General features: G+C 62.8%; 17 protein-coding genes, 1 tRNA gene and 2 rRNA genes. 11 read left to right on the forward strand and 9 right to left on the reverse strand.

The features are described 5' to 3' along the window. Positions 1 to 74 precede the first annotated feature (74 nt). The 3 genes from IM701_RS13430 to IM701_RS13440 are packed head-to-tail and all read left to right on the forward strand — an operon-like array spanning position 75 to position 2,547. Positions 75 to 752: a Tim44/TimA family putative adaptor protein gene (locus IM701_RS13430; RefSeq protein WP_193827215.1), complete on the forward strand. Its 678-nt coding sequence runs from the start codon at positions 75 to 77 to the stop codon at positions 750 to 752. Positions 753 to 760: 8 nt separating this feature from the next. Next, positions 761 to 1,978, forward strand: a complete 1,218-nt coding sequence (locus IM701_RS13435) for a murein transglycosylase A (RefSeq protein WP_230487705.1) — start codon at positions 761 to 763, stop codon at positions 1,976 to 1,978. Next, positions 1,975 to 2,547: a Smr/MutS family protein gene (locus IM701_RS13440; protein WP_193827216.1), complete on the forward strand. Its 573-nt coding sequence runs from the start codon at positions 1,975 to 1,977 to the stop codon at positions 2,545 to 2,547. The genes IM701_RS13435 and IM701_RS13440 overlap by 4 nt, the downstream gene beginning before the upstream one ends. A gap of 99 nt (positions 2,548 to 2,646) precedes the next feature. Here the strand turns inward: IM701_RS13440 and IM701_RS13445 are convergent, their stop codons facing one another. Next, positions 2,647 to 3,354 (reverse strand): hypothetical protein, encoded by a 708-nt coding sequence (locus IM701_RS13445; protein ID WP_193827217.1) that lies wholly within the window; start codon positions 3,352 to 3,354, stop codon positions 2,647 to 2,649. 894 nt (positions 3,355 to 4,248) lie between these two features. Continuing rightward, on the reverse strand, positions 4,249 to 5,061 hold the full coding sequence (mutM, locus tag IM701_RS13450; RefSeq protein WP_193827218.1) for a bifunctional DNA-formamidopyrimidine glycosylase/DNA-(apurinic or apyrimidinic site) lyase: 813 nt from the start codon (positions 5,059 to 5,061) through the stop codon (positions 4,249 to 4,251). 60 nt (positions 5,062 to 5,121) lie between these two features. Here mutM and IM701_RS13455 point away from each other — a divergent pair, with 60 nt between their 5' ends. From IM701_RS13455 to IM701_RS13470, 4 genes are read left to right on the forward strand one after another with little or no spacing between them, the layout of a single operon-like run. After that, positions 5,122 to 5,871 carry a class I SAM-dependent methyltransferase gene (locus IM701_RS13455; RefSeq protein ID WP_193827219.1) on the forward strand — a complete coding sequence of 250 codons (750 nt, stop codon included), beginning with the start codon at positions 5,122 to 5,124 and terminating at the stop codon, positions 5,869 to 5,871. A gap of 4 nt (positions 5,872 to 5,875) precedes the next feature. Beyond that, on the forward strand, positions 5,876 to 7,435 hold the full coding sequence (gene ubiB / locus IM701_RS13460; RefSeq protein ID WP_193827220.1) for a 2-polyprenylphenol 6-hydroxylase: 1,560 nt from the start codon (positions 5,876 to 5,878) through the stop codon (positions 7,433 to 7,435). A gap of 13 nt (positions 7,436 to 7,448) precedes the next feature. Beyond that, the gene (locus IM701_RS13465) at positions 7,449 to 8,570 is read left to right on the forward strand and encodes an acyltransferase (RefSeq protein WP_230487706.1); all 1,122 of its coding nucleotides are present in this window, start codon (positions 7,449 to 7,451) and stop codon (positions 8,568 to 8,570) included. Then, positions 8,567 to 9,130 (forward strand): DUF1993 family protein, encoded by a 564-nt coding sequence (locus IM701_RS13470; RefSeq protein WP_193827221.1) that lies wholly within the window; start codon positions 8,567 to 8,569, stop codon positions 9,128 to 9,130. The genes IM701_RS13465 and IM701_RS13470 overlap by 4 nt, the downstream gene beginning before the upstream one ends. Before the next feature lie 5 nt (positions 9,131 to 9,135). On the opposite strand, the gene IM701_RS13475 is transcribed toward IM701_RS13470, so the two are convergent. Both IM701_RS13475 and IM701_RS13480 read right to left on the reverse strand, forming a co-directional pair. Further along, positions 9,136 to 9,456, reverse strand: a complete 321-nt coding sequence (locus IM701_RS13475; protein ID WP_052242789.1) for a cupin domain-containing protein — start codon at positions 9,454 to 9,456, stop codon at positions 9,136 to 9,138. A gap of 59 nt (positions 9,457 to 9,515) precedes the next feature. Then, positions 9,516 to 9,914, reverse strand: a complete 399-nt coding sequence (locus IM701_RS13480; RefSeq protein WP_039338661.1) for a hypothetical protein — start codon at positions 9,912 to 9,914, stop codon at positions 9,516 to 9,518. Between the two features lie 100 nt (positions 9,915 to 10,014). Here IM701_RS13480 and coaBC point away from each other — a divergent pair, with 100 nt between their 5' ends. Beyond that, positions 10,015 to 11,205: a bifunctional phosphopantothenoylcysteine decarboxylase/phosphopantothenate--cysteine ligase CoaBC gene (gene coaBC, locus IM701_RS13485; RefSeq protein ID WP_193827222.1), complete on the forward strand. Its 1,191-nt coding sequence runs from the start codon at positions 10,015 to 10,017 to the stop codon at positions 11,203 to 11,205. Beyond that, positions 11,192 to 11,659 carry a dUTP diphosphatase gene (dut, locus tag IM701_RS13490; protein ID WP_193827223.1) on the forward strand — a complete coding sequence of 156 codons (468 nt, stop codon included), beginning with the start codon at positions 11,192 to 11,194 and terminating at the stop codon, positions 11,657 to 11,659. The genes coaBC and dut overlap by 14 nt, the downstream gene beginning before the upstream one ends. A gap of 46 nt (positions 11,660 to 11,705) precedes the next feature. Here the strand turns inward: dut and IM701_RS13495 are convergent, their stop codons facing one another. Both IM701_RS13495 and IM701_RS13500 read right to left on the reverse strand, forming a co-directional pair. Beyond that, entirely contained in the window at positions 11,706 to 12,272 is a 567-nt protein-coding gene (locus IM701_RS13495; RefSeq protein ID WP_193827224.1) for a group 1 truncated hemoglobin, read from the reverse strand. An 11-nt stretch (positions 12,273 to 12,283) separates the two neighbouring features. Further along, positions 12,284 to 13,156 (reverse strand): DUF3034 family protein, encoded by an 873-nt coding sequence (locus tag IM701_RS13500; RefSeq protein ID WP_230487707.1) that lies wholly within the window; start codon positions 13,154 to 13,156, stop codon positions 12,284 to 12,286. Positions 13,157 to 13,279: 123 nt separating this feature from the next. Between IM701_RS13500 and IM701_RS13505 the strand changes: the two genes are divergently transcribed. Together IM701_RS13505 and IM701_RS13510 are read left to right on the forward strand one after the other, a co-directional pair. Continuing rightward, positions 13,280 to 13,771, forward strand: coding sequence for a hypothetical protein (locus tag IM701_RS13505; RefSeq protein WP_193827225.1), 492 nt, complete (start codon positions 13,280 to 13,282; stop codon positions 13,769 to 13,771). Between the two features lie 160 nt (positions 13,772 to 13,931). Continuing rightward, positions 13,932 to 16,259, forward strand: a complete 2,328-nt coding sequence (locus tag IM701_RS13510; RefSeq protein WP_193827226.1) for an EAL domain-containing protein — start codon at positions 13,932 to 13,934, stop codon at positions 16,257 to 16,259. 271 nt (positions 16,260 to 16,530) lie between these two features. On the opposite strand, the gene IM701_RS13515 is transcribed toward IM701_RS13510, so the two are convergent. From IM701_RS13515 to IM701_RS13525, 3 genes are all read right to left on the reverse strand, one after another. After that, positions 16,531 to 16,607, reverse strand: a tRNA-Met gene (locus IM701_RS13515). 136 nt (positions 16,608 to 16,743) lie between these two features. Continuing rightward, positions 16,744 to 16,858, reverse strand: a 5S ribosomal RNA gene (gene rrf / locus IM701_RS13520). Between the two features lie 163 nt (positions 16,859 to 17,021). Continuing rightward, positions 17,022 to 19,828, reverse strand: a 23S ribosomal RNA gene (locus tag IM701_RS13525). Positions 19,829 to 19,895 lie beyond the last annotated feature (67 nt).

Below are 19,895 nucleotides of genomic sequence, written 5' to 3' on the forward strand. Positions count from 1 at the left end.
TGAGGCACGTTGGAATGACGCCGTGAGCTCAGGTCTTCCGATCCGGGGCCATGGACAGTTCGGGAATCTTGCGCGTGATTGTTCAAATTGTGATCCTGGCGATGATTGCGGCCTTTCTCGGCCTGCGCCTCTACTCCGTCCTCGGCCGCCGGCCCGAGCATGACGAGGAGCCGATGCGCCGCCGGATCGAACAGCCCGATCCCTCGGCTAAATCGCAGCAGCAGCCGGTCCAGCAGCAGGGCGGTTCCGCCGCTCCTCGCCCGCGCGAACTTGCCGCACCTGCCCCCAGCACGTTTGACAACAGCGCCGAAGCCGGCGTCCGCGCGATCATCTCGGCCGATCGCCGCTTCGATGTCGCGCAGTTCCTGGCAGGGTCGAAGGGCGCCTATACCATGATCCTCGAAGCCTTCTGGCGCGGGGACAAGAACGATCTGCGCCAGCTTTGCGACGCCGACGTCTACGAAGGCTTCAGCTCGGCCATCGATGCCCGCGCCGCTGCCGGCGAAACGATCGACGCCCGCGTGATTCGCATCGAGGAAGCGCGCATCGTCGCGGCCTCGATCGAAGGACAGACCGCGCGCATCACCGTCCGCTTCCTTGCAGACATTGCCTCGGTCACCCGGAACGCAGAAGGCACCGTCATTGCCGGCTCGCTCGACGATGCGATTGAAGCGCGCGATCTGTGGACCTTCCGCCGCGACCTCACCTCGCGCGATCCCGACTGGCTGCTCGACGAAACCGACGAGGCCTGAGGCTTCAAGTGAGGGGCATTCAAGGGTTCTGCAAAACGAAGAGCGCTGCGATCATCGCGGCGCTCTTTCTGCTTGGCGGCTGCGTGCGCCTTGTGCCCGAAGGCAGTGCTCCGCGCCCGGTCACGCCGCCAACCCCGCCTGCGGTAAAACCCGCCACCGCCGCGCTCACCGGCGTCGTGCGCGGCCCCGTCGTCGCAGGCCTCGGCTTCAAGCGCGACAACACCGCCGCCGCGCTGCAGGCCTTTGCCACATCCTGCCCCCGGCTGACAAAGCGCACCGACAATTCCGGCCTCACCCGCCCAGAGGACTGGGCTCCCGCCTGCGCCGCCGCCGCCACCTGGCCCGCGGGCGAAGCCGCGCGCTTCTTCGCCACCTATTTCGAAACGGCCGAAGTCGGCGATGGCGCGGCCTTCGTCACCGGCTATTTCGAACCCGAGATAGCCGGATCCCGCACCCGCCAACCGGGCTTCGACGTGCCGGTCTATGCCCTGCCGAAGGACTTGGTCCGCGCCAAACCCGGCGACGCGCAGCCCCTGCCCGACGGCAAGATGCCATTGGGCCGCTATGACGATGCCGGCGTCTTCACCGCCTATCACGATCGCGGCCAGATCGAGGACGGCGCCCTTCAGGGCAAGGGCCTCGAACTGGCGTGGGCGGCCGATCCGGTCGAATTCTTCTTCCTTCAGATTCAGGGCTCGGGCCGTCTGCGCGCGCCTGATGGCAGCGTGATCCGCTTGGGCTTTGCCGGGCAGAATGGCCATGCCTACACCGGCATCGGCTCGCTGATGCGCGAGCGCGGCTTGATCGGTTCCTCGCCGGGGCAGTATTCCGGCTCGATGCAGGGCATCCAGCAGTACCTGCGCGATTTCCCCGACGCCGGACGGCAGCTGATGCGCCAGAACCGCAGCTACGTCTTCTTCCGCGAATTGACCGGCCCCGGCCCGGTCGGAGCGCTCAACGTCCCCATCGCCGGGCGCAGCACCGTCGCCGCCGATCCCGCCTTCGTGCCCTTGGGCGCGCCCGTCTGGCTACAGGTGGACCGCAAGGAAGCCAGCGGGCTGTGGGTGGCGCAGGACACTGGCGGCGCGATCCAGGGCGCCAACCGCTTTGACAGCTTCTGGGGCGCAGGCCCCGAAGCCCGCCAGATCGCCGGCGGCATGAGCGCACGGGGCCGCGCCCTCATCCTCCTGCCCAAGGGGACGCTGGCGCGTCTCGGCCAGCAGTGAGGAAGGCTCCCCGAGGCCTCTCGCCCGAGGAGGCCGACCTGTGGAACAAGGTCGCCGCCACGATCACCCCGCTCCACCCGCCGCGCCCCAGGGCGAAAGCGGTTGAGGCCACGCCCGCCAGCTCGCTCCCGACACCTGTGCCCGTAAAGCGGTTGAAAGGCCGCGTGCCGCCCCCGCTGCCCACGCCAGCGCCCACGCCCGTTGCCCGACCACTACAAAGCCACGGCCTCGATTCCAGCTGGGACCGCAAGCTGGCGCGCGGAAGCATCACCCCTGACGTGACCATAGACCTCCACGGCCTCACCCTCGACGCCGCCCACGCCCGCCTCACCGCCAGCATCGCCCAGGCCATCGCCATGGGCGCCCGCGTCATGCTCCTCATCGCCGGCAAACCCCGCCCCCACGACGAACAGGACCAACGCGGCAACCGCCGCGGCGCCATCCGCGCCAAGCTGCTCGACTGGCTGGCGCATAGCCCGCATGCGGGGCAAATCGCGGCGGTAAGGCCCGCGCAGCCGAGGCATGGGGGTGCGGGCGCGGTTTACATTGTGCTGCGGAAGGGGCGTTGATCCTATCCCCAGATCCTCCCTGTTTTTGCAAAGCACAAACAGGGAGGAGTCATTCGCGCCAGCGAATGACGGAGCGGGATCTTCCCCCGGATCAACCTATCAGGCCACAGAGATGCCCTTGGCGCGCTTAAACGTGCCGATCTTTTCACCGATCTCCGACGCAAAAAGTTCGATGTAGGCGTCCGTCAGGCCCATACTTCCACTGGGATGCGGCAAGGCGACAATCGCCAAGTCCGTGAAGTCCTGAAAGCCAAGCCGGAACTTCTTCCCGTCGAATTCGTCTTTCCGCTCAAATCGAAGCGGTGCCACTTCCGGGCCGAATATTTCCTCCATGATCGGCTTGACCCTCGAATCTTGCAAGTATTCGATTTGCTTGATGCCCATGAAGATAAGCAATGCAGGGCGATACTCATGCATCAGGCCAAGAAAGTTTGATCGGTTTCCGTCAGACAGGAACTTCTCATAATCTGAGACTTGGTTGCCCATATCGTCGCACCAGTTGGTCTGTAGGACGGATTTGTCGAAATCAGAGAAACCACCCGCTTCTCCGAGAGGGTGGCCGAACATGGCAAACCACTTATGAATGCGGCGATCGTAGGGTGAGTCCCACCCTTTGGAATGGAATGTCTGAATGGAAGCCAGATGCTCCTTCACCGCAGCATATCGCTCCACGTCGTTTTCAAGCGCTTCGTCTTTTGCTGAATAGCCCCACTCATAGCCACAAATGACAAGGCCACCTTGACCGTTAAAGTCAGGGAAGATTGAGTGACCAACATTGAAGTCCGAAGGATTGTACGCCTCATTCATATTGCTTTTCTCCGTTCGCCCCAGCGGCGTAACCCCACAGGCTTTAGGTCCCGTTTAGCGCCCAAAAAATATCGGCAGCATTATAACGACAGCCAATTTGAAGTCGCACACTCCCATCGTCTTTCCCGCGCAGGCGGGAATCCAGCGACAAGCCAACACCGTCGCAGCGCGACGTCAAACCTTGCGCCATCTGGATTCCCGCCTGCGCGGGAAAGACGAGAATGTTGCGTTCCATCTTGACAAACGAACCATATAGGTTATAAGCCCCACCACAGGTCAGGAGAGGGCACAAGGCCAACCCGCTCCTCTCCCTTCGGAAGCTGACGCTGTGGCCGATGCTTCCGGCGCGATCGGTGCGGCAGGTGCGCAGCGGGTTCAATGCGGGGCGTAAAGCCCAGACCCACCGGGCAATCCCTGCCGTTACCCAAGGACAGACAGGACAACCCAGGGCTGATAGCACGGCGCCGAACCCTGAGCGACGCTGCGGATGCGGAACCCGCCATGATTGTGCGACTGTGTCAGCACAAACGACAGGTTCTTTTCACGCAGCCGCTTGCCAGAAGCCCAGGCAGTACGCGAGCCGCTGCCAAGGTTTCGTCCTTTCACAAGTGTCCGCCCTCAGGCTGAGCCGACCAGGGGTTCGGAACCGCCCCCCGGCCACTCGCAACCGGTCCCGCGCCCCATCCCTTGCGTGCCGCAACGGCACCGCACCGGTCGCGCGATCTGTGATTTCCCCCCGGCGTTATGGTCCGCATTCGCCAGCGGATGATCTCTCGTATCGCGTATCCGCGATGCCCACCCCCGGCCCCTCCCGCAGGCGGGAGGGCCGCGAGACTTGCTGAACGCAGTGAAGTTAGTCGCAGCGGGGTGGGCAGACCCCGCGCGCCATCGCTGCTACTTCTGGCACTTCGCGCAGAAGAAGCTCGACCGCCCGCCCTGCACGATCCGCTCCACCGTGCCGCCGCAGGCGCAAGGCTCGCCCTCGCGGCCATAGACGGCAAAGTCCTTGGCGAAATAACCCAGTTCGCCATCGGGCCGGGCATAGTCGCGCAAGGTCGATCCGCCCGCGAGGATCGATTCCTCGAGCACCGCCTTGATCGCCGGCACCAGCAGCTTCAGCTCGCCCGGCTTGACCCGCCCCCCCTCGCGCGCCGGATGCACCCGCGCGCGATAAAGCGCCTCGCACACGTAGATATTGCCCAGGCCCGCCACGATGCGCTGGTCGAGCAGCAGCAGCTTCACCGCCGCGATCCGGCCCTTGAACGCTGCCGCCAGCAGCTTCGGCGTCAGGCCCGGTCCCAGCGGCTCCGGCCCCAGAGCGGCAAATGGCGGCCAGCTTTCCAGCCTGTCGCTGTCAACCAGATCGACCGAGCCGAAGCGCCGCGCATCGTTGAGCGAAAGCACCCGCCCCTCGCCCGTCTCCAGCACCAGATGATCGTGCTTGCCGATGTCGTCGGGATCGATTCGCCAGCGCCCCGACATGCCGAGATGGAACACCATCGTCCGTTCGCGATCGGTGTGGATCAGGCCATACTTCGCGCGCCGCGAAAGCCCGGTCACCCGCGCACCGGTCAGCGCCTGCGCCAGATCGACCGGAAAGGGCCGCCGCAGGTCGGCCCGGTTAACCCGCACGCTGCGGATGACCTGTCCCTCCAGCACGGTTGCAAGGCCGCGAACGGTCGTCTCTACTTCGGGTAGCTCTGGCATATCCCCTCCACCCCTAACAGTCTTTGCCGTCCGGGCAATTCCCCACTAAAGGGCCAAGGCATGACCGCATCTGAAACAGCCCAAGAGACAGCTTCGTTCGGCTACGAAGACATCCCGGCAGAAGAGAAGGAAGGCCGCGTCGGCGCGATCTTCTCGAACGTCGCGCGCAAGTATGACGTGATGAACGATGCCATGTCGGTCGGCATGCACCGGCTGTGGAAGGACAAGTTCGTGCGCCGCGTGCGCCCCCAGCCGGGCGAGGCAATTCTCGACATGGCTGGCGGCACCGGTGACATTGCCTTCCGCATGGCCAAGCACGGCGCAAACATCACCGTGTCCGACATCAACCAGGACATGCTCGATGTCGGCATCGAACGCGCCGCCAAGCGCGGGCTGGAAGGCCTGGAATGGTCGCGCCAGAACGCCGAGGAACTCACCTTCCCGACCCGCGTGTTCGACGCCTACACCATCGCCTTCGGCATCCGCAACGTGACGCACATCGACCGCGCCCTTGCCGAAGCCCACCGCGTGCTGAAGTTCGGGGGCCGCTTCTTCTGCCTCGAATTCTCGACGACAGAATGGCCCGGCTTCTCGGAAATCTACGACGCCTATTCGCACAAGCTGGTGCCCAAGCTCGGGCAGATGATCGCGGGCGACGAGGATTCCTATCGCTACCTGATCGAATCGATCCGCCGATTCCCGCCGATGCCGGAATTCGAGAAGATGATCCGCGCCGCCGGATTCAAGCGGACCAAGGTGGAACCCATCCTCGGTGGCCTCGTCGCGATCCATTCGGGCTGGAAGGTCTGATCGCTTGACCCTTCCCGCCACGCATATCCGCCGCCTGCTCGGCTGGGGCCGCACACTTGCCCGGCACGGCGCGCTGCGCGGGATCGAAAGTGATCCGAACACGCCCTCGCCCGTCCGCACCCTGTGCAAGGTTGCGCGTTTCGGCACGATCCAGCCCAGGACGCCCGACTACGCCGGTGCCTTCCGCGCGATCGGCCCGGCTGCGATCAAGCTCGGCCAAACGCTCGCCACCCGCCCCGATCTGGTGGGCGAGGAAGCGGCGCACAACCTGCTCGCCCTGCAGGACCAGCTCCCCCCGGTCGATTTCGCGCTGATCCGCGCCGAAATCGAACGCTCGTTCGAAAAGCCGCTCGAGAGCCTGTTTTCCTCGTTCGATCCGGTGCCGGTGGGCGCGGCCTCGGTGGCCCAGGTCCACCGCGCGGTGACGACCGAAGGCCGCAAGGTCGCGGTCAAGATCCTGCGCCCCGGCGTGCGCGAGAAGTTCGCGCGCGATATCGACACCTACGAATGGGCCGCCGCCCATCTCGAAGGCTTGGGCGGCGAAGCATCGCGCCTGCGCCCGCGCATGGTCATCGCCAATTTCAAGCGCTGGACGGTGCGCGAGCTTGATCTGCGTCGCGAAGCCGCCTCCGCCTCGGAACTCGCCGACACGATGCGCGCGCACGCCGGGTATCGCGTGCCCGACATCGACTGGGATCGCACCAACGGCAGGGTCATGACGCTCGACTGGATCGACGGCGTCAAGATCAGCGACACCGCCGCACTCGATGCGGCAGGCCACGATCGCAAGGCGCTGGCCCAGCGCCTCGTCCTCGCCTTCCTCACCCAGGCGATCAACGGCGGGTACTTCCACGCCGACATGCATCAGGGCAACCTGTTCGTCGAACCCGATGGCACCATCGTCGCCATCGACTTCGGCATCATGGGCCGGATCGACCGCCGCGCCCGCCAGTGGCTCGCCGAAATCCTCTATGGCCTGACGACCGGCAACTATCGCCGCGTCGCCGAAATCCACTTCGAGGCGCAATACGTGCCGAGCTATCACTCGGTCGACGAATTCGCCACGGCCCTGCGCGCCGTGGGTGAACCGATGCGCGGCAAGCCGGTGTCCGAACTCTCGGTCGGCCAGATGCTCGATGGCCTCTTTGCCATCACCCGCGATTTCGACATGCAAACGCAGCCGCACCTGCTGCTGCTGCAGAAAACCATGGTCATGGTCGAAGGCATCGCCACCCAGCTCGATCCCGAGATCAACATGTGGGAAACCTCGGCGCCGTTCGTGCGCGCCTGGGTGCGCGACGAGCTCGGCCCCGAAGCCGCGATAGCCGACCGCGTGCGCGAGGATACGCAGACTCTGCTGCGCATCCCCGACCTCATCCGCCGCATCGAAGACCGCTTCCCGCCCAAGGGCGGCGCACCCGAGGCGCCGCCGCTGCCAAAGGTCGAACTGATGTGGCAGCGCAAGCGCCGCAAGCGGGGGCCCGGTGTGCTCGGCCAGATCCTCACCTTCCTGGCGGGCGGCGCGCTGGTCATCGGCACCCACGCCCTTGGCTGGTGGGGCTGAGAAGACCGCTCCCTTGAGCCATAACCTATCGCACCTGCGCCTGCCCAAGCGCCACTTCCACGCGCTCGATCTGTCGCGCCTGCTCGCGGCGATCATGGTGTTGTTCTGGCATTACCAGCACGTGTTCGTGCCGCCGGTGCCCTATCATGTGCACGTCAATCGCGCGATCCAGCCGTGGTACGAAACGCTCTCGTGGTTGTACAACCATGGCCACACCGCCGTGCAGTATTTCTGGGCGGTCTCGGGCTTCGTCTTTGCGCATGTCTATCTCGCCGATGCCAATTACAGGGCGCGGTTCTGGCTCGCCCGCATTGCGCGCCTCTGGCCGCTGCACCTGCTGACGCTTGGCCTGATGGCGATCCTGCAAGGCATCTATGTCGCCCGCGCCGGCACCGAGTTCATCTATCACACCAACGACCTCAAGCACTTCCTGCTGTCGATCCCACTGATGCAGTATTGGGGCTGGCAGGATAACCAGTCGTTCAACGGCCCCTCGTGGTCCCTGTCGACCGAGATCCTCGCCTACCTCGTGTTCTTCCTCGCCATCCCGGCGCTGCGCCGCGCGCCGCTGGCGCTGGCCCTGCCACTGGGCGCGCTGCTGCTCTACGGCATGCTCAAGGGCCTGCCGAACAAGGACGTGCTGTCCTGCGTCGGTTACTTCATGCTCGGTTGCGCTGCCTATGGAGCGACGCTGAAGGGCTGGCTCCGCCCGGCCACGCTCCTGCCGCTGGGCCTTGCCCTGCTGGCCAGCGCGTTCCTGCTCAAGGCCAACTACCGCAGCGGTGACGCCGCCACCATCGCCGGCACCTTCGCAGTCCTGTTCCTCACCCTCGCGATCGACCTCAACGATGAGAAGGGCCGCCTGCAGTTCGGCCAGAAGCTCGGCGATGCCTCCTACGGCATCTACCTCTGGCACATCCCGATCCAGCTCACGCTCGTGCTGATCATCGATGCCACGGGCCTTTCGCGCGACATTGCCCGCCAGCCGTGGTTCCTGATCCTCTTCGTCACGCTTGCCATCGCCGCGGGATTCATCAGCCACGCGAAGTTCGAACGCCCCGCCCAACGCGCCGTCTTCGCGCTCTGGGCTCGGTGGAAGGCGCGGCGCAATCCGGTTGAAAAAGAAGCACCATGACACCGTTCTCACTCCTTGCCCCGACATATCTGCAGATGCTCGGCGCCTTGTCGAATTGGCTGGACAAGGCCGAAGGTGAATTGCCCGAGGCGCAAGTGGCTGCGCTGCCTTCAGCGCGGCTTGCGCCCGACATGTTCCCGCTGTCTACTCAGGTCCGCTTTGCCTGCGCGCAGGCGCTGGAGGGCGTCCACCGGTTGCAGGGAGTTGCCCTGCCGCCGCTGCACGCGATCCTGCTGGAGGAAGGCCGCGAGGCCGGGGATAAGGCGGGTTCGCTCAGCGAGGCACGCAAAAGGATTGCCGAGACCATTGCGCTTGTCTCGGCACGTCCCGAAAGCGAAGGATCCGACGGCGCCGCGATGATCGCGCACGAACTTCCCAATGGCATGGTGTTCGACCTGACCGCGGACCAGTACGGCCGCGACTGGGCGCTGGGACAGTTCTACTTCCACATCATGATTGCCTACGCCATCCTGCGTCACAAGGGCGTCGGTCTGGGCAAGGCGGACTACGTCGCGCACATGTTCGGCTATCTCAGGCCCGGGACGTTGCCCACGGCCTAAGGGGATCATTTCCGGTCGCGGCTCTGCGTTCCATCACCCGGAGTAATATAGATCGCCCTGCCCGGCACCGGCGCGTCAGCGGTATGCCAGACGCCCTTCGGCACCACGACAAATTCCCCTGGGCGAAGCGGCACGCGAACTTCCGCGCCGCCCTGCTCGAGAATCAGCACCAGTTCGCCCTCGATCTGGATGACCATCTCCTCGCCATCGGGATGGCACTCCCACACCTGCCAGTCCGCGGCGCTTTCGAACATGCTGACCAGCCGGCCCGGCGGCAGAGCTTGCACACCGCTTTCCCAGAACGCCGCGTCCACCTCTACGGCCACGCACCGCTCCGGCCCAGCCAGGTGCGCAAACCAAGGCCCCAGAGGATAGGCTTGTGGCGTCACCCCGCAATCTCGCCCAGCTTGTGATGCGGCAGCAGGCGCCATGCCGCCAGCATCAGCACGACGTGCGCCGCCTCGACCGCCATCGGCACCGGCCAACCGGGATAAGCCCCCGTCACCGCCAGATTGATCGCGCGCCCCACGAACGATGTGCCGAACAGCAGCGCCGGAACCAGCATCAGGTCGGCGTTCCTGCGCCACGCGCCCCACATCATGCAGAATGCAGCCACGCCGAAGAACGAGGTGAAGTCTGCCCGGATCGTCGAAACGCCGCCGACCCCGGTGGCTGCGATACCGAAGCCCATCGCTGCCTGCTCCGGCCCGGTCAGGAAGCCGATCGCCAGGAACAGGTCGAACAGTCCCGCCAGAAACACCAGTGCCGTCAGTATCAGTCTCATCATCCGGTCCCCGTCATGGTTTGTGGCAGACTGTGCCTGAACGGCGCTCCCTGCGCAAAAGGATTGCGTGCGAGGCTTGCCCATTGCACAAGCCCCATCCATGAAGGATACACGCATCCTGCTCATCATTGGCGGCGGTATCGCCGCCTACAAGTCGTGCGAGCTCGTCCGCCTGCTGCGCAAGGAAGGCGCCGACGTCACGTGCGTGTTGACCGAGGGCGGATCGCATTTCGTTACCGCGATGACGCTTGCGGCGCTTTCGGAGAACCCCGTCCACACCACGCTGTGGGACCTCAAGAACGAGGTCGAGATGGGCCACATCCAGCTCTCGCGCCAGGCCGATCTGGTTGTCGTCTGCCCGGCCACGGCAGACCTTCTCGCGCGCATGGCTGGCGGCATTGCCAACGACCTTGCCACAACGCTCTTGCTCGCAACCGACAAGCCGGTGCTCGCCGTCCCCGCCATGAACGTGCGCATGTGGCAGCACCCCGCCACGCAGCGCAACGTCGCCACCCTGCGCGGCGATGGCGTGAGCGTGATGGAACCCGACAAAGGCGCGATGGCCTGTGGCGAGTTCGGCCCCGGCCGCTTGCCCGAACCACCGGCGATCTGCGCCGAAATCGCGCGCCAGCTTGGCAGCAAAAGCAAACCGCTCACCGGCAGGCACATCCTGATCACCGCAGGCCCGACCCACGAACCGATCGACCCGGTGCGCTACATCGCCAACCGTTCGAGCGGCAAGCAGGGCTATGCCATCGCCGCCGCCGCCGCGAAGGCGGGCGCGAAAGTCACGCTCGTCTCCGGCCCGGTCAACCTGCCGACCCCGCCTGGCGTCATCCGCATCGACGTCGAAACCGCGCGCCAGATGGCCGCTGCCGTCGACGCCGCCCTGCCTGCAGACGTCGCCATCATGGTCGCCGCCGTGGCCGACTGGCGCAGCGCCGGCGAGGCGGCGCAAAAGATCAAGAAGGATGGTTCGGGCCAGGTTCCGCCGCTGCAGCTGGTCGAGAACCCCGACATCCTCGCCACGCTTTGCAAGTCCGAACGTCGCCCGCCGCTGGTTGTCGGCTTCGCCGCCGAAACCAACGACGTGCTCGACCACGCCAAGGCCAAGCTTGCCCGCAAGGGCGCGGACTGGATCGTCGCCAACGATGTCGCCACGCACCAGATGGGCGGCGAGATCAACGCCTTGCACATCGTCAGCGCGAGCGGCGTCGAAAGCCTGCCCGAACTCCCCAAGGACGCCGCCGCGGCGCTCCTGATCGAAAGAATCGCCGATGCACTCGCCTGAAATCCCCGTGCTCGTAAAGCGCCTGCCCCACGGGTTGGATCTGCCGCTGCCGGCCTATGCCACAGATGGCGCGGCAGGGATGGATGTGGTCTCGGCAGAGGACATCGATCTTGCCCCCGGCGCGCGTCACGCCGTCGCCACGGGCCTCTCGGTCGCAATTCCGGCGGGCTACGAAATCCAGGTCCGTCCCCGCTCCGGCCTCGCGCTCAAGCATGGCGTCACCGTGCCCAACACCCCCGGCACGATAGACTCAGACTACCGTGGCGAGTTGAAGGTGATCCTCATCAACCACGGCAGCGACAGCTTCTCGATCCGCCGAGGCGACCGCGTCGCCCAGCTCGTCGTCGCACCCGTCACGCGCGGGATCTGGGTAGAGGCGGATACGCTCGACCACACCACGCGCGGCGAGGGCGGTTTCGGGTCCACCGGCGGATTGGCTGCGCTGCAAGGCTGAGGCCGTCGCCAGAAATCGCGCCTGCGCCTCAGGGCGCGTCGCGCCTTCACCGTTCGACAACCTGCCGGTCCATCGGGGCTAGCTTTGCCAGGAAGCGGTTTTGCGCGGCGAAGGGCACTTGCCCCTCGCGCATGGCCTGCTGGAGGTTTTCCACCAGGGCATTGAGATCAGCGCGGGTGATGCCGAGATCCTTGTGCGCCGCATTCATCTCGCGCCCGCTATAGATGCAGCCGGCGTTCAGTATGAAGCAGAACTGTTCGAACAGGGTGCGGCGCAAGCGAACCAGATCGCGGCTCTTGAAGATTGCAGAAATGCGCGGGTCGCTCTCGCTGAGGACGACCAGCCTGTCCACGATCCTGTGGATGCCGTCCTGACCGCCGAAGGCCCGGGCCATGCTCTCACCGGTGAATGGGTCGGCCCCTGCATTTGTGGGGCTTTGCTTGTAGGGCTCGACCGGGAATTCGCCGGTTACGGGATCGGCCACCTTCTTCTCGACCCCGAATTCCTTTTCCCAATCGACGCCGGAGAAATCGCCCTGCGCAGCAGGGACCTCCTGCGGATCGGGGGTGACAGGCTGGGCGGCGAGCAGGGCAAATGCGAGCGCAAACGGCATCAACGGCCTCCTCAGAATGCGAGCTGGAGCGAGACGAGCCCGCCGCGCTGGCCATCGAAAGTGGCCACCGAGCCGACATCGGCATAGGCTGCGGTCAACGTGGCGTTGCGGGTGACGGCCCAGGCCACGAACAGGTCGTGGGCGTCGTCCTCGCGCGCGATGGCAAGATTGCTGGGCCGCGTCCGGTATTCCCCACCGACGACAAGGCGCGGTGTAAGCATCCAGGCGAGCGAGCCTTCGAACTGCAGCGTGCGGGCAGGCTGATTGGGGCCACCGAACCCGAGCAGGCCGAACTGGTTGGCATTGGTCAACCTCGCGGTGGCGTTGACCAGAATGCTTTTCGACAGGAACAGCTTGGTGGCGCTGGCCGTGAAATCGGTGCCGGACGACGACGCTGCCCCCACCGCCCTGACGATGGCGCCATCAAGACTGCGCTTGTGCTGCAGCCCCAGGCTGATCTGCGGAAGCAAGGGCGAACCATAGACCACATCGCCAATCAGCCGCACCTTCGCGCCGAACACGTCCTGATTGAAGCGGAAACCCTTGCCGAGACCAAGTGCTTCGCCAACCTTTCGCGTATCGAAGTTCTGGCGGGCATAGGACAGCTCGACCCGGTCCTTGATGCCCACGGCAATTCCGTGGCTCTGCCAGCCATAGTCGGCCAGCTCGATGCCGGTGACATGGGCCGAAAGCCCAAGGCCGCGGTCCGTTTCCATGCCGGCAATCGTGGCCCAGCTAGCAAGACCACCGCCGCTGGCTCCCTCGATCGAGGATATGCCATTGGTCAGCACCAGCTTTCCGCCATCCAGCAGCGGGTCAGCCTGCGCGGGCGAAGCAAGCATAAGGCCTGCCAGGGCCGCGCCCAACTTGGCAATCTTGATCACGCTTTTGCCACCCTTGTCGAGAGAGAGTAGGCGAGAGGGTTAATCAAGACCTGTTGGGAAATCCTAAAGTGCCCTCTAGGCAGGATTCTGAATTTCGAAGGTATTGCCGCTTAGCCTGGCTGCATGAGAAATCTGCTCTCCTTGCGAGTCTCGCGATGCGGATCGCTCCGTTCGGGCCCGATCTGCGTGGCGCTGACGCTACCCCTGCTGATCTCGGCCACGCCGGCGAGCACGCTACCTATGCTGGTGGTGGACCAGGCGGGCGTCCCATTACGCGATGCCGTGATCGAAATCCGGCCACCGGCTGGCAACACCCGTCGTCCGACTTTCGCATGGCGCAATGCGATGGCGCAGAAGAACCAGGCGTTCGTGCCTGGTACGCTGATCGTGCCCCTGGGCGCGGTAGTGGCCTTCCCGAACCTCGATAACGTACGCCATTCGATCTACAGCTTTTCCAAGCCCGGCCCCTTCAAGATCGACCTCTATGGACAGGATCAGACGCGGACCCAGCAATTCAAGGTGGCCGGCACGATCGCGCTGGGCTGCAACATCCACGACAGGATGCAAGGCTATATCCGCGTGACAGACCGCCCTTTGCAGCACGCAGCGACCTGAACGGGCTGGCTGACATCGAGGGCTTGGGTCGCGGGACCTATGACGTCGTCGTCTGGCATCCCCGCATCCGCGGCGCAGGTGGCGAATGGCGCGGCAAATTGGTGCTGGAACCCAGCAACCGCAGTCGGATCATGGTGGCGCTGCGGCCAGGCAGCGGCAAATGAAACGGTCGGTAGTGCAGGCGCTTGACCGCCTGCGCAATGCGGTAGGCGTGCGCGTTCGCTCACTCGGCAGCCGGATTGCATTATTGTACGTCGTGTTGCTGACAGTGATCGTAGCCGCAACGCTGCTTGCGGCCGGTTCGGGCATCAACACCTTCGCCTATGAAACAGCAGAGCGCGAGCTTGCCGCCAACTCCCGCGTGTTCGACCAGATCATTGCCAGTAGGCAAAGGCAGATGGCGGACGCGGGCGAAGTGGTAGCCCGCGATTTTGGTTTCCGTGAAGCCTTGGCCACCGGCGATGCGCCAACGCTCGTCTCGGCCCTGCAAAGCCTGCGCGACCGCGCCAAGGTGAGCGAAGTGGCGATCGTCCAGCTCGATGGCAGCGTGATCTCTTCGAGCACGGCGACGACGATCAGGGGCACGGCCATGCTGTCACGGCTGGAGAACGGTGCCGATCGCGGCGTCATCCGGCTCGGCCAGGCGCAGGCGCTTGGCGCTGCAGTGCCGATCGAGATGCCCGATCTTGCCGGCTGGCTGATCCTGCTGAACACGCTCGGTCCGGCTGACATGACACAGCTTGCAAGCCTGTCGGCCGCCCCCGTAGAGGCGCGCGTGATCGAGCGGGCGCAACTCGACAGCCACCTTGCTTCGCTCGAGCTTGGCGAGATCGCCGAGATGGAGGGCCACGACGGCCCAACACTGGTTCGTGTTTCAGCAATTGCGAGCCTGGAAGACGGCAACGAGCCTCGCCTGGTGATGGCGCATTCGCTCAACTCGGTGTTAGCGCGTTACTTCAGTCTTCGCCTGGTGCTCATGCTGATCGGGTTGTTCGGACTGTTGGCTGGTGCATGGGCCGCGATCCGCCTCTCGCGCGGGATTGCCCGGCCACTGCAATTGCTCGCGGAAGCAGCGCGCGCCTATGCCGGCGGTGCCGTAGCAAAGGTCAAGGTCGAAGGCGCAATCGAGGTGCGCTCTCTCGCCTCCAGCTTCAACGCGATGGTCGATGCGGTAGAAGAGCGCGAACAGCAGATCATGCACGCATCGCTCCACGATGCACTGACCGGCCTGCCCAATCGCCGTTTCTTCATCGAAAAGCTGGAACGAGCCGTAGCCCGACAAAGCGAAAGCCAGCGCACGTTCGTAGCCTTCATCGATGTTGACGACTTCAAGGCCATAAACGACGCATTGAGTCACCCGTTTGGAGACGAGTTGCTGCGCACCGTGGCGCAAACGCTTCAGGACTGCTACCCGAACGCCATGGTGGCGCGGTTCGGCGGTGACGATTTCGGCCTCCTGCTCGATGGACTCAAGCCGGCAACCGACTGCACTGCCCTGGCCCGCAGACTTGAAGCCGCGCTCAACCGCGAATTGACCATCGACGGACGCAGCATCGTTGTTTCCGCCAGTATCGGCATCGCGATCGGCCCGCAGGACGCGGACTGCTCGGACGCCCTCCTCAAAAGCTCCGATCTCGCGCTCGATCGTGCCAAGAACAATGGCAAGGGCGGCTACAACTTCTTCGAACCCGAACTCGACGCCGAGGCAAGCCGTCGTCGTCATCTGGAAATCGATATGCGCCGCGCGATCCGGGATGGTGATTTCGAGCTTTACTTCCAGCCCCTGTTTTCCATGTCGGAGAACCGCATCAAGGGCTTCGAGGCTCTCATGCGCTGGCCGCACGAGCAACACGGAATGATAAGCCCGGCAACGTTCATCCCGATTGCCGAGGAATCCGGCCTGATCGTGCAACTCGGCGAGTGGGCCCTGCGCGAGGCCTGCCGTCAGGCGGCGCAATGGCCTGAAGACATCAGCGTTGCAGTCAACATCTCGCCCCGTCAGCTCACGACCGACGGCCTCGTCGCGTGCATCGCGCAGGCCTTGGCACAAAGCAGCCTTCCGGCAGGCCGCCTCGAACTTGAAATCACCGAAAGCGTGTTCATCGGGAATGTCGACAAGACGCTGAACATCCTCCATTCGCTGCAGGCATTGGGCGTGCGCGTGGCGCTCGACGACTTCGGCACCGGGTACTCATCGCTCAGCTACCTGCGCTCATTCCCCTTCAACAAGATCAAGATCGACCAAAGCTTCGTGCGTGCTCTCGAGGAGGGCGGCAGTGCCCAGGCGATCGTGCGGGCGATCACCACCCTGGCAGAAGCGCTCGGGATGGAGACGCTCGCGGAAGGGGTGGAGACCCAAGCCTTGATGGAGATCTTGCGCAGTGAGGGTTGCGACATGATCCAGGGCTACCTCATTGGCAGACCGATGCCGGGGAACCACGTTCAGCGCATGCTCTCAAGCGCTCAGACGACGGTTGCCCTCGGTTGAATTGCGGAATTCCGTCATTCTCATGGGAGACAAGATCACGATGCCGTCCGATGTCAAATCCGGACATCAGACATGAGGCTGAAGATCCAACGACCAGGACAGGAGCGCTATCGCGCCATATTCCCTCCTCAATAACCTTGTTTCCGGGATATTGGAGGCCCTTGGACGTCGACCTGTCAGCTTCGGCAAATTTTCCAAGCCGCGCGGTTCAATGCTTGGACCACAAACGGAAACACCGCCCCGAAGGGCGGTGCATCCAATTCCGTTTATCTGGTTGCGGGGGCAGGATTTGAACCTGCGACCTTCAGGTTATGAGCCTGACGAGCTACCGGGCTGCTCCACCCCGCGCCGGGGTTGTGTTGGTCAAGCCTGCGGTTTGCGGGCCTGACCAGACCATCCCGTGCTGCGCTGGGGCGTTGAGCCCTGGCGCGTTGGGGGATGGTGATTTGTGAATGGGTTTGTTTTGACTTCCGCAAGCTTCAATGCCTGGCGACGACCTACTCTTCCAACGCTTGAGCGTTAGTACCATTGGCGCTGTCCGGTTTCACGGCCGAGTTCGAGATGGGATCGGGTGGGGCACGGACGCTATGGTCACCAGGCAATGGAGCCTGCGGATGTCTTTAATCGATGCGTATCAGATGTGACTGGCTGGAGGATCGTCCGTCCAACGCCAGACCTGATCACGGATGTTTCCGTGCAGAGCTGTCATTGATGGTGGGACTCTCCGGGACCCTAAAAAGTAATACTTTTCTGGGAGCCCGTTTAAGCATGAACAGAGTTATTAGGACCGGTTAGCTTCATGCGTTACCGCACTTCCACACCCGGCCTATCAACGTGATGGTCTATCACGACTCGATGATACCTTATCTTGAGGGAGGCTTCCCGCTTAGATGCTTTCAGCGGTTATCCCGTCCATGCATAGCTACCCTGCTGCGCTCCTGGCGGAACGACAGGTACACCAGAGGCATGTTCACCCCGGTCCTCTCGTACTAGGGGCAACTCCTCTCAAGTATCGACGCCCACGGCAGATAGGGACCAAACTGTCTCGCGACGTTCTGAACCCAGCTCACGTACCACTTTAATTGGCGAACAGCCAAACCCTTGGGACCTGCTCCAGCCCCAGGATGTGATGAGCCGACATCGAGGTGCCAAACGATTCCGTCGATATGAGCTCTTGGGAATCATCAGCCTGTTATCCCCGGCGTACCTTTTATCCGTTGAGCGATGGCCCTTCCACGAGGGACCACCGGATCACTATGACCGACTTTCGTCTCTGCTCGACTCGTCAGTCTCGCAGTCAGGCAGGCTTATGCCATTGCACTCTAACAGCCGGTTTCCAACCGGCCTGAGCCTACCATCGCGCGCCTCCGTTACTCTTTAGGAGGCGACCGCCCCAGTCAAACTACCCGCCACAGAGGGTCCCCGAACCGGATAACGGTCCTGGGTTAGACATCAGAAAACAACAGGGTGGTATTTCACCTATGGCTCCACACCAGCTGGCGCCGGTGCTTCAAAGCCTCCCACCTATGCTACACAATTCTTTCCTAATGCCACTCTGAAGCTGCAGTAAAGGTGCACGGGGTCTTTCCGTCTAACCGCGGGTACTCCGCATCTTCACGGAGAATTCAATTTCGCTGAGCATATCCTGGAGACAGTGGGGAAGTCGTTACGCCATTCGTGCAGGTCGGAACTTACCCGACAAGGAATTTCGCTACCTTAGGACCGTTATAGTTACGGCCGCCGTTTACCGGGGCTTCAATTCGGAGCTTGCACTCCTCCTCTTAACCTTCCGGCACCGGGCAGGCGTCAGACCCTATACGTCGTCTTGAAGCCGACTTAGCAGAGTCCTGTGTTTTTGCTAAACAGTCGCTACCCCCTGGCCTGTGCCCCCTCATACTGCTTGCGCAATGTGAGGGCCTCCTTCTTCCGAAGGTACGGAGGCAATTTGCCGAGTTCCTTCAGGATACTTCTCTCAAGCGCCTTGGTATACTCTACCTGACCACCTGTGTCGGTTTCGGGTACGGTCTATACGGTGGGGCTATTTCCTGGAACCATTTCGAAGCCACTCCAATCCAATAAGGAGTGACAACACACATGATCCGTCACACACCACCAGGCCCACGAATATTAACGTGGTTCCCATCGACTACCCCCTTCGGGCTCGTCTTAGGGGCCGGCTCACCCTGCTCAGATTAGCTTTAAGCAGGAACCCTTGGTCTTTCGGCGAGAGGGCATCTCACCCTCTTTGTCGCTACTCATGTCAGCATTCGCACTTCCGATACCTCCACGACCCATTACCAGATCGCTTCTCAGGCCTACGGAACGCTCCGCTACCGCTCGGACCGAAGTCCGAACCCTAAGCTTCGGTGCATCACTTTAGCCCCGTTACATCTTCGCCGCAGGAACCCTTGTTTAGACCAGTGAGCTGTTACGCTTTCTTTAAAGGATGGCTGCTTCTAAGCCAACCTCCTGGTTGTTTTGGGATTCCCACATGCTTTCCCACTTAGTGATGACTTGGGGACCTTAGCTGTAGGTTAGGGCTGTTTCCCTTTTGACGACGGACCTTAGCACCCGCCGTCTGTCTGCCGAACAAGTCTCGCTGGTATTCGGAGTTTGGTTAGAATTGGTAGATCTCGCGACCCCCGCATCCATCCAGTGCTCTACCCCCAACGGCATACATTCGACGCTCTACCTCAATAGATTTCGCGGAGAACCAGCTATTTCCCGGTTTGATTGGCCTTTCACCCCTAAACACAACTCATCCGAGAATTTTTCAACATTCAACGGTTCGGTCCTCCAGTGCGTGTTACCGCACCTTCAACCTGGTCATGCCTAGATCACCGGGTTTCGGGTCTAATTCATCGAACTCAATTCGCCCTATTCAGACTCGCTTTCGCTGCGCCTACACCTAACGGCTTAAGCTTGCTCGATAAACTAAGTCACTGACCCATTATGCAAGAGGTACGCTGTCACCCCCTAAAGAGGCTCCAACTGCTTGTAAGCATTCGGTTTCAGGTACTGTTTCACTCCCCTCATCGGGGTGCTTTTCACCTTTCCCTCACGGTACTGTGTTCGCTATCGGTCATGTACGAGTATTTAGGCTTGGAGGGTGGTCCCCCCATGTTCAGACAGGATTTCACGTGTCCCGCCCTACTCGAGTCCTCATCCATCACTTTCGCATACGGGGCTGTCACCCGCTATGGCCAGTCTTTCCAAACTGTTCTGCTAGTTGAAGATGAGGCACTGGCCTGGTCCGCGTTCGCTCGCCACTACTAACGGAATCTCGGTTGATGTCTTTTCCTCCAGGTACTGAGATGTTTCAGTTCCCCGGGTTCGCTTCACCAGATCTATGTATTCAATCTGGGATACCTTATCCACCTCGCCTGCCATCCGATCGCCCAGTTACCTGAACTTTCGGACACCAGAAGAAATGGTGAAGGTGGGTTTCCCCATTCGGAAATCGCCGGATCAAAGTTTGCTCACAACTCCCCGACGCTTATCGCAGCGTGCCACGTCCTTCATCGCCTGTACATGCCAAGGCATCCACCAAATGCTCTTACCTCACGCTTGAGAATCCACACCATCAACGACAGACCTGCATAAAATCTGCGTTGTCTTTAAGGTGCGGACGATAAT

Source organism: Novosphingobium sp. ES2-1 (genome assembly GCF_015169775.1).
In the GTDB taxonomy this organism is placed as follows: domain Bacteria; phylum Pseudomonadota; class Alphaproteobacteria; order Sphingomonadales; family Sphingomonadaceae; genus Novosphingobium; species Novosphingobium subterraneum.